This is a genomic window from Rhizobium sp. TRM95796, assembly GCF_025779995.1.
Taxonomy (GTDB): Bacteria; Pseudomonadota; Alphaproteobacteria; order Rhizobiales; family Rhizobiaceae; genus Rhizobium_E.
This window is the reverse complement of the sequence record NZ_JAOXHE010000006.1, coordinates 310801-324858: the sequence shown is the minus strand read 5'-3', so window position 1 is coordinate 324858 and position 14058 is coordinate 310801. Positions and strand designations below refer to the sequence as shown.

Here is a 14058-nt window from a genome sequence, read left to right as displayed (position 1 = left end):
TGCCCGGTCGCCTGGTTTCATCGCTCGACTTACTGCGACGGGCCGTCGTTGAAGCCGACTTTGTCGACGAGTTCGGACGCCTGCTTGCGGTATTTGGCGACGTCGGTCAGCGGCATCTGGTCGGGCTTGATGGTCCCGAAGCTCTTGACCACGGCCGACGGCTCGGCGCCCGGCAGCACCGGATATTCATAGACCTGCTCGGCATAGATTTCCTGGGCGGGTTTGGACGACAGGAATTCCATCAGCTTGATGGCGTTGTCCTTGTTGGGGGCGTATTTCGCCAGCGCCATGCCGGAAATGTTGACATGCGTGCCGCGATCGCCGGCATTGGGGAAGAGCACCTTCATCGCCTTCACCCATTCCTTCTGTTCCGGCTCCTTGTCGTTGGTCATCATGACGCCGACATAATAGGTGTTGCCGAGCGCGATGTCGCATTCGCCAGCGGCGATCGATTTCGCCTGGCTGCGATCCGAGCCGTTGGGCTTGCGGGCAAGATTGTTCTTGAGGCCGGTCAGCCAGGTCTCGGTGAACTCGGCGCCGTGATGGGCGATCATCGAGGCGAACAGGCCGATATTGTAGGAATGCTGGCCGTCGCGGATGCAGATCTTGCCCTTCCACTTGGGATCGGCGAGCTCCTCATAGGTGATGTCGTTCTGGGCGACGCGATCCTTGGAGGCATAGACGACGCGGCCGCGGGTGGTGAGGCCGAACCATTGATTGTCGGCGTCGCGATACTTGACGGGAATATCCTTGTTGATCGTCTCGTCGACCACCGCTTGGGTCACGCCGCCTTCCTTGGCTTCGGTCAGGCGGGCGATGTCAACGGTGAGGATGACGTCGGCCGGCGAGTTTTCGCCTTCCGCCTGGATGCGCTCGACCAGGCCCTTGTCGAGGAAAAGCACATTGGTGGCGATGCCGGTTTCCTTGGTAAAGGCGTCGAGCAGCGGCTGGATCAGCTCCGGCTGGCGATAGGAATAGATATTGACCTCGCCATCGGCATAGGCAGCGCCGGCGCTGAGCGCCACTGCAAAAGCCGCGAATACACCGGTCAGTTTCGATTTCCCGCGCAAGGCTTCCTCCTAAAGTTGACTATTTGCGTTTATTTTAGCAAGCTTCGGTAAAGGCTGGCGACGCAATATGTCAATACGTCGAAAAGTCTATAACATGATTGTGATTTTCACGTTTTTGGAATTGTTCCAAACTACGCGAAGGTCTATATAGGCTGAGAAACCAGCCAGGGAGCCTTTCGCATGCGGCTGACCAAGCAGACCAATTACGCGGTGCGCATCATGATGTACTGCGCCGCCAATGACCCCAATCTGAGCCGCATTCCGGAGATCGCGCGGGCCTACAACGTCTCCGAACTGTTTCTCTTCAAGATCCTGCAGCCGCTGCATAAGGCCGGATTGGTCGAGACATTGCGGGGCCGCAATGGCGGCGTTCGCCTGGGGCGCGCCGCAGACAAGATCACGTTGCTCGATGTCGTCCGCGTGACCGAAGAGAATTTTTCCATGGCGGAATGCTTCGACGACGGCGCGGCTGATTGTCCGTTGATCGACAGCTGCGGGCTGAATTCGGCGTTGCGTCGCGCGCTCAACGCCTTTTTCGAGGTGCTGTCGGAATACACCATCGACGACCTCGTCAAGGCGCGGCCGCAGATCAACTTCCTGCTCGGCCTGGAAGAAATGCCGCCCGCCAACGCCGCGGCCTGAGCAAATACCCAGTTGATGAGCAAATGCCAGAATCCAGGTCCGAAGGATCTGGATTTTTTTTGCGCGGTCATCTAAATCGTTTGAAGTGTTAGCGCGACCTTGGGAGGGACGAGAGATGATCCTGTGCTGCGGAGAAGCCCTGATCGACATGCTGCCGAGGCAGTCGACGCTGGGAGAAAACGCTTACGCCCCCTATGCGGGCGGCGCGATCTTCAACACGGCGATCGCGCTCGGACGGCTGGGCATCGAGACCGCCTTCTTCACCGGTCTCTCCAACGACATGCTGGGCGACGTGCTGCGCGAGACGCTGACGGCGTCGAAAGTGGATTTCAGCCTCTGCGCGCTGTCGGACCGACCGACCACGGTCGCCTTCGTCAAGCTGGTCAACGGTTCGGCCACTTACGCCTTCTATGACGAGAACACCGCCGGGCGCATGTTGTCGGTCGACGATCTGCCGATGCTGGGTGAGGATTGCGAGGCGCTGCATTTCGGCGCGATCAGCCTGATCCCCGATCCCTGCGGAGCGGCCTATGAGGCTTTGTTGATGCGGGAGGCCGATTCCCGCGTGATCTCGCTCGACCCGAACATCCGCCCCGGCTTCATCAACGACAAGCAGCACCATATGGCGCGCATCCTGCGCATGGCGGCGAAATCCGACATTCTGAAATTTTCGGACGAGGATCTCGACTGGTTCGGCATGCCCGGCGACCACGACATGCTCGCCAAGGAATGGATCGCCATGGGCGCCAAGCTGGTGGTGATCACCAAGGGCGCCGACGGCGCGGTGGGTTACACCGACACGCTTAAGGTGGAGGTTCCCAGCGAGAAGGTCACGGTGGTCGACACGATCGGCGCGGGCGACACGTTCGACGCGGGCGTTCTCGCCTCGCTTAAGCGCGACGGCCTGCTGACCAAGGCGTCGGTCGCCAATCTCTCGGAGCAGGCGGTGCGCAACGCGCTGGCGCTGGGCGCCAAGACGGCGGCGGTGACCGTGTCGCGCGCCGGCGCCAATCCGCCCTGGGCGCATGAAATCGGTCTCTGACCGGTAAGAAGTCCGAGACGCCCTCGCGGCGTCTCAGAACTCGACTTCGAGTTCGATGATCTCGTCGGCTTCCGCCCGGGCGCCCTCGATCCATTCCTTCACCAGCGGCCAGTCCATCACCCGGTCGCGATAGGCGGCGAGAGCGGGTTCCAACTCCACCGCATAAGTGAGAAAACGCGAGCAGACCGGCGCATACATGGCGTCGGCCATGGTCGGCTTGTCGCCGAACAGCCAGGGGCCGCCATAGGCGGCGAGACACTCCGTCCAGATCGCCTTTATCCGCTCGATATCGGGGCGCGCGCCGGCGAACACCTTGAAACGCTCGTGACGGGCCTTGATGTTCATCGGCAGCGCCGAGCGGAGATTGTGAAAGCCGGAATGCATTTCGCCGGAGACGGCGCGGCAATGGGCGCGGGCGGCGACATCCTTGGGCAGCAGCCCCGCCTTCGGCTTGATCTCGGCGAGATATTCGCCGATCGCCAGCGTATCCCAGACGCTGACCGTATTGTGGTTGAGCCGCGGCACGAGCACGGAGGGCGACAGGAGCAGCAATTCGCGCCGCGCGCCTTCGTCGATGTCGACGGGCCGCTCCTGAAACTCCAGGCCCGCCATGCGGCAGAGAAGCCAGCCGCGCATGGACCAGGAGGAATAATTCTTAGAGGATATCGTCAGAGTCGTTTCGCTCATCACGGCCTCCCGCCCGTGCAAGTCTGCACGCAGTATTTGCTGGTCTTGCCCGTAAAAATGCACTAGTTTTTTGCAATGCACAATGGCTTTCACAGCCGAAGCAGAGGTGTGGCGATGCTCTATCAGGCCTACCAGTTCCAGGACGACATGGTCGCGCCGCTGAGGACGATGGCGCGGGGATGGATGGACTGGTTCTCCGCCAATTTCCCCATCCGCGATCATGCGCTCGGCCGGCACTGGCTGGCGGCGCTGGAAATGGTGTCGCGCTACGAACTCAGCCACACCCGGCCGCCTTTCGACATTCGCCGCGTGCCGGCCGGAAATGCGGAGGCTTCGGTGACCGAGGAGGTCGCTCTCAGCCTGCCTTTCGGCGACCTCCTGCATTTCCGCAAGGACATCGACATGCCGCAGCCGAAGGTGCTGGTGATCGCGCCGCTGTCCGGCCACTTCTCCACCCTGCTGCGCGGCACTGTGGAAACGCTGCTGCGCGATCACGACGTCTACATCACCGACTGGAAGAACGCCCGCGACGTGCCGATCAACGCCGGCTCCTTCGGGGTGGAGGATTATATCGCCTATGTGATCCGCTTTCTCGAGGAGATCGGGCCGGGCGGCCATATCCTCGCGGTTTGTCAGCCCTGCGTGCAGGGGCTGGCGGCGGTGGCTGTGATGTCGGAGGACAACAATCCCGCCACGCCGCGCTCGATGACGCTGATGGCCGGGCCGATCGATCCGCGCGAAAGCCCGACCGAGGTCAATGAATTCGCCGTGTCGAAGTCGCTGGCCTGGTTCGAGCAGTCGGTGATATCGCCGGTGCCCTACCGCTATGGCGGGGGAGGGCGGCGGGTCTATCCCGGTTTTCTGCAATTGACCGCCTTCATGGCGATGAACATGGACCGCCACAAGACGGCGCATCAGAAGCTCTACGACCACCTCGCCGCCGGCGAGATCGAGGCGGCCGAGAAGATCAAGGCGTTTTACGACGAGTATTTCGCGGTGCTGGATCTGACCGAGGAATTCTACATCGAAACCATCGACCGCATTTTCCACCGCGCCGAACTGGCGACCGGCCAGTTCCAGTATCGCGGCCGTAAAATCGATCCCGGCAAGATTCGCCGCACGGCGTTGTTGACGGTCGAAGGCGGCCGCGACGACATCTGCGCGCTCGGCCAGACGGCTGCGGCGCATGATCTCTGTGCGTCGCTTCGTCCGCATCTCAAGCGCCATCACCTGCAGGCCAATGTCGGCCATTACGGCGTCTTCAACGGCCAGCGCTGGGACAACGAGATCTATCCCGTCGTCCGCAACCATATCCTGATGATGGAATAGGCTTGCCGCAAGCCGCGTTACTGCCACACCACGATGCGGGCGTGATAGGGAACGCGCTCGTAGAGATCGATGACGTCCTGATTGATCAGCCGCACGCAGCCCGACGATACGGCCTTGCCGATCGAGCGCCATTCGGGATTGCCATGCAGGCGGTAGAGCGTGTCCTGCCCGTTCTGGAAGATGTACAGGGCACGGGCGCCGAGCGGGTTCTTGAGACCCGGCTCCATGCCGCCGTTCTCGATGGAATATCGCTCGAGCTCCGGCTGGCGCGCCACCATTTCCCGCGGCGGCTTCCAGCGTGGCCATGCCTGGCGCCAATGGATGACGCCTTCGCCCTGCCAGGCGAAACCCTCGCGGCCGATGCCGACGCCGTAGCGCATGGCGGTGCCGCCGGGTTCGACGACATAGAGGAAGCGTTTGGGCGTATCGACAATCACCGTGCCAGGCGCTTCGCCGGTGGGGTCGACGACACGCTGGCGATAGAATTTCGGGTCCATCTGCCGGTAGGGGATGGCCGGGATCAGGAAGCCGCCGTCGGACACCGGTCCGTACATCACCGCCAGTTCGGCGTCGGAGGGGGCGGTGACCGGACGCGTAACCGGCTGCGGCGCCGGGGGATTGGCGATCCGCGAACGCTCGGTGGCGCAGCCGGCCAGGACGGCCGTGGCCGAGGCCATGCCGAACAGCATGCTGCGGCGTGTAGTGACGATATTTGTAGACATAACGACTCGATTCAATTTCCGGGGAGGAAGAACGTCTCCTGTCTAGCGCCCCGCTTTCGCCGGCGTCCCGGAGACGGCCATCACATTTGCGGCATTGAGTCTGTTCCGCGTCGGGCTGTTACATCATCGCGACAGCGATCGTCGCGACGAGCCATGATCGGGATCGACGAGTCGCTGGCCGACGCCTCCGAGCTCTCGCCGCTCCATCGCCAGAACAGGTCGCGCCATTTCGATGCGGCGCCGATCGGGGCTCGATCAGGCGCGGCGCGGCAGCACGCGGTCGGGCGGGCGGTGGCCGTCGAAATAGGTGCGGATGTTGATGATCACCTTCTCGCCCATGTCGATGCGGCCTTCGATGGTCGCCGAGCTCATATGCGGCAGCAGCACCACCTTGTTCTCATGGGCGAGCTTCAGGAGCTTCGGATTGACGACCGGCTCGTTCTCGAACACGTCGAGACCGGCGCCGGCGATCTTGCCCTCGCGGATGCATTTGATCAGCGCCGTCTCGTCCACCACGCCGCCGCGGGCGGTGTTGACCAGATAGCTGGTCGGCTGCATCAGCGCCAGCCGCCGCGCCGACATCAGGTGATAGGTGGCGGGCGTCGAGGGACAATTGACCGAAACGATGTCGACGCGAGCCAGCATCTGGTCGAGACTGTCCCAATAGGTGGCTTCGAGCGACGCCTCTGTCTGCGGGCTGACCCGGTGGCGATTGTGGTAATGAATGGCGAGGCCGAAGGCCTTGGCGCGCCGCGCCACCGCCGTGCCGATGCGGCCCATGCCGATGATGCCCAGCCGCTTGCCCCAGATCCGGTGCCCGAGCATCCAGGTGGGCGACCAGCCTTCCCAGTCGCCCTTGCGGTCGGTCAGCACGCGCGCGCCTTCGGCGAGCCGGCGCGGCACGGAGAGGATCAGCGCCATCGCCATGTCGGCGGTGTCTTCGGTGAGCACATTCGGCGTGTTGGTGACGGTGATGCCCTTGCGGGCGGCGGCCTCGACATCGATATGGTCGATGCCGTTGGAAAAGCTGGCGATCAGCTTGAGCTGCGGCCCGGCGGCCTCGATCAGCTCCGCGTCGATTCGGTCGGTGACGGTGGGGACAAGGACATCCACCCGTTCCATGGCGGCGACGAGCTCCGCCCGCGATCGCGGCTTATCGTCGATATTGAGCTCGGCCTCGAACAATTCGCGCATCCGGGTTTCCACCGGATCGGGCAGCTTGCGGGTAATGTAGACCAGAGGCTTTTTCTTGTTCGACATGCGAGCTTCCGCGATCCTGTTGACGGCCCGTTAACCAAGTTGGGCGATGCTCCCGGCGGTAAGCATAGTCTTAATCAGACCCGCCTGTGAAAACAATCGCTTCCTTCTCCGAGGGCGGCGTCCGGCCCTGTTCTTCCCCGGCATGTGGTCTGGCCGGAGTGTCCATATGACAAAGCGCAAATCAGCAGTTTTCATCGTCGCCCTGCTCGCTCTCTCCGCCGGTCTTGCGGCGCCGATGGAGGCGTTCGCCCAGGCGGCCAAGGGGTCGACCGGCCTGCCATTGCCGCGTTTCGTGTCGCTCAAGGCCAGAAAGGTCAATCTGCGCGTCGGGCCGGGGCAGGACTATGCGGTCTCCTGGCTCTACACCAAGTCGGGCCTGCCGGTGGAGGTGATCCAGGAATATGACAATTGGCGGCGCATTCGCGACGCCGAGGGCGCCGAAGGCTGGGTGTTTCATTCTCTGCTGTCGGGCGACCGCAGCGCGCTCGCGGCCCCCTGGATGCGCAACAAGGGCGCTGATGTGTTCGTCAACATGCGCGGCGATTCGCGTGACAGCGCCGGCGTCGTCGCCCGGCTGCAGCCGGGCGTGGTCATCAAGATCGACGAATGCAATGGTCAATGGTGCCACGGCGAGGCCCAGGGCGTCGAGGGCTGGGTGAGCCAGGCCGAAATCTGGGGCGCCTATCCGGGCGAAGCCTTTACAAAATAAAGCCGGCGTCCAGCGCGGCCTGGCGCAGAGACCTTTGCACGCGCGGTCCGATATGCTGGATCACCAGGCCCGCGGCGAGGCTGCCCAGGCGACCGCAATCCGGCAGGCCGAAACCGTTGGTGTAGCCGAACAGGAACCCCGCCGCATAGAGATCGCCCGCGCCGGTCGTATCCACCACCGTGTCCACCTTCAGCGGCTCAACCGGAATGCGCTCGCCCTTGGCGACGATGATCGAGCCTTCTTCGCTCAGCGTCACCGCGGCGAGGTCGCAATCCCGAGCAATCATGTCGAGCGCGCCGTCGAAATCCGAGGTCTGGTAGAGCGCCAGCAGTTCGGCGCGATTGGCGAAGACGATGTCGACGGTCTGCGAGCGCATCAGGTCGAGGAATTCGTCGCGCCAGCGATCGACGCAGAAACTGTCCGACATCGTCATCGACACTTCGCGGCCGTTTTCATGGGCGATGCGGGCGCATTCGCGGATCGCCTGCTTGGCGCGCGGCGGATCCCAGAGATAGCCTTCGAAATAGGTGACCTTGGACTTGGCGACCACCTCCGGCTCGACGTCCTCGACGCCCAGTTCGACGCAGGCGCCGAGATAGGTGTTCATCGAGCGTTCGCCGTCGGGGGTGATGAAGATCATCGAGCTCGCGGTGGGCGGCGTGCCGCCGAGCGGCGGCGTGGCGAAATGCACGCCCTGCGCCTTCATGTCGTGAGCGAAAATCTCGCCGAGCTTATCGCGGCTGGTCTTGCCGAAATAGGCCGCCTTGCCGCCGAAGCTCGCGACGCCCGACGCGGTGTTGCCGGCGCTGCCGCCCGAGGCTTCGATCGCCGGCCCCATGCGCGAATAGAGCAGCGCCGACCGTTCGGCGTCGATGAGATTCATCGCGCCTTTGGCGATCTCGTTGTCGACCAGAAAATCTTCTTCGCAGCGGGAGAGAATGTCGACGATCGCATTGCCGATCGTGAGCACATCGAAAGCGGTCATTGCCAAGCCTTGCAAGGTTCTTTTTCATGCAAGCTATGGCTTATTTCCGATGTCCGGAAAAGGGCGGAAGGCGGCGAGAAACGCCGCCCTCCGCAAAAATGTCACTCTGTCAGCCGTTGGTGGCCAGCACGACCACCTGATCGCCCTCGGAGAACGTCACCTTCTGGGTCTTGACCGGATTGATCTTGACGCCGCCGAGGCGGCGGTCGTCGGCGGCAACGCCGCGCTGGCGATAGCCGATCACGGTTTCGCCGCGCATCAGGCCGGCCAGCGTCAACTGATAGAAATCCACCGTCGCGCCTGGTTGCACGTAATTGGACGCCGGGCGGAGATAGAGTTCCGCACCCTCTTCATCGAGCAGGCTGCCGAAAATGCGCGCCATGAACTCGTTCTCGGCCGCCTGCGCGAGCATCAAGCTGACCAGTTTGTTGCTGACCACGAAGTCGTCGGCCTTGGAAACTTCGGCCAGTTCGCGGTTGCGCACGTCGATCATTTCGGAGACGACGCTGGAGCGGCGACCGGCTTCCTCGGCGATCTGGCGCAGATGCAGCAGCGTGACCAGCGTGCGCGTGTCGGCCGGCTGCGGATCGAGATCCTCGTTGTAGCCGAGCACCAGAATGTGATCGTAGGACAGCGGATCGAGGGCGCGGATTACAGCCCGTGAGGACGAATTGGCGTGGCGAATGTCGAGGGTGAGATTGTCGGAAGCGAGACGAATCCCCGCGGTCTTGCCGGCGAGATCAGGCGTATCGGCGACGATCGTCAGCACCGAGCCGGGCGCCACGAAGCGCGACAGTTCCGTGGCGATCAACGGCGCGCGGCGATTCCAGCCGAGAAGCAGCGTGCGCTCGGGCTTGATCGCATCGGTTCGGGCGGCGTTGAACATCGACGTGTCGATGCCGCCCTGCAGGCCTTTGACTTCGATGGCGTCGTCGTCTTCGGCGATGACGATCAGGCGTTCGTCCGTGAGGATCTTGCGGTCTTTCGCCGGATTGAGCTCGACCTTGCCGTCGGCGGTGACGAGACCGATCAGGGTCGACGTCTCGAACGCCAGGCAACCCTGGCCATAGAAGCGGCCGGCGAGCGGTTCGGCGTCGATCGTATAGATTTCCGATCCGTCGAAATCGAGCAGTTCGGTGTAGACGGCGCTGAGGCCAGGCTGACGGCTGGAGTGAACGACGATGCGCGAGATCAGGTCGTCGGCCAGCACCAGTTGCGTTTCGTCTCCGCCGACGATCGCGCCGAGTTCGGCATTGTCGATGTCGCGGATCTCAGCCGCGACCCGGTATTTCTCGGTGCGGCGATGCGGATTTTGCGTGATGGCGAGAATGGTCTTGATGACGCTGGAATCGGGATCGGCGGCATCCGGAGACAGGATGACGATCGAGCGCGATGCATTGGGGTTGACGATCGCGAGATCGGTGAGATCGGTGGGATCGCCCGAGCGGCAGATCACCTTGGTGTTCTTGAGGTCGTCGATCTTGGCGGAGATTTCGTCTTCCATCTCCACCTTGTCGCGATCGGCCATGATGACGATGCGCGGATTGCGGCGGCTCTCATTGGCGATCACGAGTTCGGAGATCACGTCGAAGATCGACGGCGACCAGTTGAGGATGATCGTGTGCTCTTCTTCCAGCACCTGCGACCGGCCCTTGCGCAGCTCGTCGAGCTTGTTTTCGATGCCGGAGGACAGGATGCCGATCAGGGTCGAGACGACGAAGATGCCGGCCAGCGTGACGAGCAGCATCACGAAACGGAACACCCAGCCGGTGTCGCCGCCCATCGTGCCTGCGTCCAGCGTGCGCATCAGCGATTCCCACATGGCCTCGGCGAAAGTCAGCGCCTCGCCGTCCGCCTGGGTGAGGCCGGTCAGCGAGATGATCGCGCCGAACACCATGATGATGACCAGTGAGATGATGCCGAGCCAGCCGATCAGCGCGCCTGTGCCGGCCGCCATGGTCTGGTCGAACCAATAGCGAAGTTTGCTGGTGAATTTGACGTTGTTTTTCACGCGTGCCCCCGAGAACCGCTGCGGCTTTCGCCGGCGTTACAGCACTATCGCCGACGAAAGCGCAAGACTTTTGAAACCATACCCAAAAATGACGGTTAATAGGCGTAGTTTATTCGTCGGCTAATGGCCTGCCGACCGCTGAATGACCCTCACCAGGCGCCTTTTTCCTCGCGCACGATCTCATGCAGGAAGTCCGCGACGATACGGACACGGGCGAGATCGCGGACGCTTTCATGAAAGATCGTCCAGTAGCTGCGGGTGATCGAAACGTCAGGCAGCACCCGAACGAGATCTCCATGCTGGCGGGCGATGTAATTATGAAGGATGCAGACGCCTGCGCCGGCCCTGACGGCCTCGGTCTGGCCGATCGCCGAGGAGATCTCGAAGCCCGCCGACCAGTTGCGCATCACTTCGCCGGTGAAGTTCAGCGATTGCGAGAAGATCAGGTCCTCGACATAGCCGATGCGCCGGTGCGATTTGAGGTCCTCGCCGTCGACGGGCATGCCGAAGCGCTCGATATAGCCGCGCGATGCGTAGAGGCCGAGCGTGTAGTCGGTGAGCTTCGACGAGACGAGCCGGCCCTGTTCCGGCCGTTCGAGCGTCACCGCGATATCGGCTTCGCGGCTCGACAGCGAAAAGGACCGCGGCACCGGCACGAGCTGGATGCGCAATTCCGGATGCCGCTCGATCAGCCGGCCCATGCGGGGCGCGAGGAAGGACACGCCGAAACCGTCGGGCGCGCCGATGCGCACCGTGCCGGCGATGGCCGCGTCTGTGCGGCCGAGGCGGGCCTGCGCCTCCAGCATTTCGTTTTCCATCCGCTCGGCGGAGAGAAGGAAGGTCTCGCCTTCGGCGGTGAGTTCGCAGCCATTGGTGCGGCGGATGAACAGTCGGGTTTCCAGCGCCTCTTCCAGCGATGTCAGCCGTCGCGACAGCGTCGCATGATTGAGGCCGAGACGGCGTGAGGCGGCGAGGATCTGGCCGGTGCGGGCGACGGCGAGAAAGATGCGGATGTCGTCCCAGTTCATCGGCGCTCACCGAAGTGGCGCGGGAACAGGATGCTCCCGCGCATGATCATGATCAGGACAGAGCGGCGACGAGGCCGGCGGTCGAGGAATCCAGGCCCTCGGTCCCCTTCTTGCCCTGCACCACCGGCAGAAGGCCGGTCGCGAGCTCCTTGCCGAGCTCGACGCCCCACTGGTCGAAGGAGTTGATGCCGAACAGCACGCCTTCGACGAAGACGCGATGTTCATAGAGCGCGATCAGGCGGCCGAGCGCAAAGGGCGTCAGACGGTCATAGACGAAGGTGATCGACGGGCGGTTGCCGGTGAAGACGCGATGCGGCGCGATATGGTCGATCTTGGCCTGATCCCAGCCCATGCCGGAAAGCTGCGCCTTGGCTTCCTCCAGCGTACGGCCCTTCAGCAGCGCCTGCGACTGCGCCAGGCAATTCGACATCAGCAACTCGTGCTGATAGCGCAGCTCCGGCTCGAAGCCGGTCTTGGCTATCATGAATTCGACCGGGATCGTGTCGGTGCCCTGATGCAGGAGCTGGAAGAAAGCGTGCTGGCCGTTCGTGCCGGGCTCGCCCCAGACGACGGGGCCGGAGGAGCCGTTCACGGGGTTGCCGTCCATGGTCACGCCCTTGCCGTTGGATTCCATGTCGAGCTGCTGCAGATAGGCCGGGAAGCGGCTGAGGCGCTGGTCATAGGGAATGACGGCGCGCGAGGTGTAGCCGAGAATATTGCGCTGGTAGAAGCCGATCAGGCCGAGGATCATCGGCAGGTTCTTGTTGAGCGGCGCCGAGCGGAAATGATTGTCCATCGCATGCGCGCCGTCGAGGAATTCTCCAAAGGCTTTTTCGCCGATGGCGATCATCAGCGGCAGGCCGATCGCCGACCAGATCGAATAGCGGCCGCCGACCCAGTCCCAGAAACCGAAGACGCGGCTGGGATCGATGCCGAAGGCGGCGACCTTGTCGAGCGCGGTGGAGACGGCGGCGAAATGATGCTGCACCGCGCCTTCGCCGAGCGCCTTGGCGATGAAGGCGCGCGCCGTCTGCGCATTGGTCATCGTCTCGATGGTGGTGAAGGTCTTGGACGCCACGATGAACAGCGAGGTCTCGGGATCGAGAAGCTTCAACGTGTCGGCGATATGGGCGGCGTCGATATTGGAGACGTAATGCAGGCGCGGGCCGTCGTGGTAGGGGGCGAGCGCCAGCGTCGTCATCACCGGGCCGAGGTCGGAGCCGCCGATGCCGATATTGACGACATCGGTGATCTTCTTGCCGGTCGCGCCTGTGATCGCGCCCGAGCGCACGCCTTCGGCAAACTTGCCCATGGCGGCGATGACGGCGTTGACGTCGCCCATCACATCCCGGCCGTCGACGAGCACGGGGGCGTTGGATCGGTTGCGCAGCGCTGTGTGGAGCACAGCGCGGCCCTCGGTGAAATTGATGATCTCGCCCTTGAACATCGCCTCGCGATTGCCGGCGACATCGGCGGCTGCGGCGAGTTCGGTGAGCAGCGCCATGATCTCGGTGTTCACCGCCGTCTTCGAATAATCCATCAGCAGGTCTTCGAACCAGGCGTGATAGGCGTCGAATCGACCGGAATCGGCGGCGAAGGCGGCGCGGATATCGGTGGCCTTCGTGGCTTGGGCGGCGTCCTTCAACTTGGCGAGGATAGTGTGCACGGTCTTCTCCCGGTGTTCATGCTGGCCGGAAACTAGCCATTTCAATCGATTATATCAAGGCTGCGTCGCGCGCTTGGTCTTGGCGGCCGCAGCTGCCTCGGCGGGACGGATGCGCAGGCGGGTGACGCGGTTCTTCAACCGCTTCATCACGATAAAGCGCTTGCCGTGAAAGGTGAAGGCCTGACGTTCGTCAGGAATGGAGCGGGACTCGTGGATGACGAGGCCGGCGATGGTGGTGGCCTCGCTGTCGGGCAGGCTCCAGCCCATGGCGCGGTTGAGATCGCGGACGGTGACGGCGCCGTCGACGACGATGGATCCGTCGGCCTCCTTGCGCACCCCCTGCAGGCCGATGTCGCGATCGTCGGTCATGTCGCCGAGCACGTCTTCGAGAATGTCCTGCATGGTGACCATGCCCTGCATGTCGCCATATTCGTCGACGACGATGGCGAAATGCGTGTTGCGCTTGAGGAAAGCGCCGAGCTGGTCGCGCAGGCTGGTGGTCTCGGGAACGAACCAGGGCTTGTCGGCGATCCTGACGATATCCAGCGTCTCGGCGGTCGCGCCGGGTTCGGCGAGCGCCCTGAGCAGGTCTTTGGAATGCAAGACGCCGATGATGTTGTCGATCGAGCCGCGCCACACCGGCATGCGGGTGAAGGGGCTGTCGAGGATCGCCCTTATATTGACCTCGGGCGGATCGTCGGCGTTGAGCGCCTTCATCCGGGTGCGGTGGATGAGGATGTCGGCGATTTCGCGTTCGTCGAGTTCGGCCCAGCCCTGCGGTTTCTCGCGGCCGTTTTGCGCGCCATTGCGCCCGTTCTGCGGCGCGGGAGCGCTGTCGTCATGGCCTTCGGCCTCTGTGACAGGGTCGGGCCGCCCGATCAGGGACAGCCAGAGACGTCGCCAGAAG

General features: G+C 63.2%; 12 protein-coding genes and 1 pseudogene. 4 read left to right on the top strand and 9 right to left on the bottom strand.

Features of this window, described 5'->3' with window-relative positions:
• Positions 1–29: 29 nt before the first annotated feature.
• Entirely contained in the window at positions 30–1052 is a 1023-nt protein-coding gene (locus tag OCK01_RS15620) for a Fe(3+) ABC transporter substrate-binding protein (protein WP_263824860.1), read from the bottom strand.
• 198 nt (positions 1053–1250) lie between these two features.
• On the opposite strand from OCK01_RS15620, the gene rirA reads away from it, so the two are divergent.
• Together rirA and OCK01_RS15610 are read left to right on the top strand one after the other, a co-directional pair.
• Positions 1251–1712 (top strand): iron-responsive transcriptional regulator RirA, encoded by a 462-nt coding sequence (gene rirA, locus OCK01_RS15615; protein ID WP_263824722.1) that lies wholly within the window; start codon positions 1251–1253, stop codon positions 1710–1712.
• 115 nt (positions 1713–1827) lie between these two features.
• Positions 1828–2754 (top strand): carbohydrate kinase family protein, encoded by a 927-nt coding sequence (locus OCK01_RS15610; RefSeq protein WP_263824721.1) that lies wholly within the window; start codon positions 1828–1830, stop codon positions 2752–2754.
• Positions 2755–2787: 33 nt separating this feature from the next.
• Here the strand turns inward: OCK01_RS15610 and OCK01_RS15605 are convergent, their stop codons facing one another.
• Positions 2788–3441 carry a glutathione S-transferase gene (locus OCK01_RS15605; protein ID WP_263824720.1) on the bottom strand — a complete coding sequence of 218 codons (654 nt, stop codon included), beginning with the start codon at positions 3439–3441 and terminating at the stop codon, positions 2788–2790.
• Positions 3442–3555: 114 nt separating this feature from the next.
• On the opposite strand from OCK01_RS15605, the gene OCK01_RS15600 reads away from it, so the two are divergent.
• Positions 3556–4770 (top strand): polyhydroxyalkanoate depolymerase, encoded by a 1215-nt coding sequence (locus tag OCK01_RS15600; RefSeq protein ID WP_263824719.1) that lies wholly within the window; start codon positions 3556–3558, stop codon positions 4768–4770.
• Between the two features lie 17 nt (positions 4771–4787).
• Here the strand turns inward: OCK01_RS15600 and OCK01_RS15595 are convergent, their stop codons facing one another.
• Complete coding sequence (locus OCK01_RS15595) at positions 4788–5492, bottom strand: L,D-transpeptidase (RefSeq protein WP_263824718.1); 705 nt, start codon at positions 5490–5492, stop codon at positions 4788–4790.
• 255 nt (positions 5493–5747) lie between these two features.
• On the bottom strand, positions 5748–6752 hold the full coding sequence (locus OCK01_RS15590) for a 2-hydroxyacid dehydrogenase (RefSeq protein WP_182827549.1): 1005 nt from the start codon (positions 6750–6752) through the stop codon (positions 5748–5750).
• 166 nt (positions 6753–6918) lie between these two features.
• Between OCK01_RS15590 and OCK01_RS15585 the strand changes: the two genes are divergently transcribed.
• Positions 6919–7461 (top strand): SH3 domain-containing protein, encoded by a 543-nt coding sequence (locus OCK01_RS15585; RefSeq protein WP_263824717.1) that lies wholly within the window; start codon positions 6919–6921, stop codon positions 7459–7461.
• Here OCK01_RS15585 and OCK01_RS15580 read toward each other — a convergent pair.
• The 5 genes and pseudogenes from OCK01_RS15580 to OCK01_RS15560 form a co-directional block, all read right to left on the bottom strand.
• A complete protein-coding gene (locus OCK01_RS15580) occupies positions 7451–8446 on the bottom strand; it encodes an adenosine kinase (protein WP_263824716.1) in 996 nt (331 codons plus the stop codon). The two genes, OCK01_RS15585 and OCK01_RS15580, sit on opposite strands and share 11 nt — an antisense overlap.
• Positions 8447–8555: 109 nt before the next feature.
• Positions 8556–10457, bottom strand: a complete 1902-nt coding sequence (locus tag OCK01_RS15575; protein ID WP_263824715.1) for a CASTOR/POLLUX-related putative ion channel — start codon at positions 10455–10457, stop codon at positions 8556–8558.
• A 149-nt stretch (positions 10458–10606) separates the two neighbouring features.
• On the bottom strand, positions 10607–11485 hold the full coding sequence (locus OCK01_RS15570; protein ID WP_182827546.1) for a LysR family transcriptional regulator: 879 nt from the start codon (positions 11483–11485) through the stop codon (positions 10607–10609).
• Positions 11486–11537: 52 nt separating this feature from the next.
• Positions 11538–13151 carry a glucose-6-phosphate isomerase gene (gene pgi / locus OCK01_RS15565; protein WP_263824714.1) on the bottom strand — a complete coding sequence of 538 codons (1614 nt, stop codon included), beginning with the start codon at positions 13149–13151 and terminating at the stop codon, positions 11538–11540.
• Between the two features lie 54 nt (positions 13152–13205).
• Positions 13206–13913, bottom strand: a pseudogene (locus OCK01_RS15560) (transporter associated domain-containing protein); the annotation flags it as partial.
• Between the last annotated feature and the right edge of the window lie 145 nt (positions 13914–14058).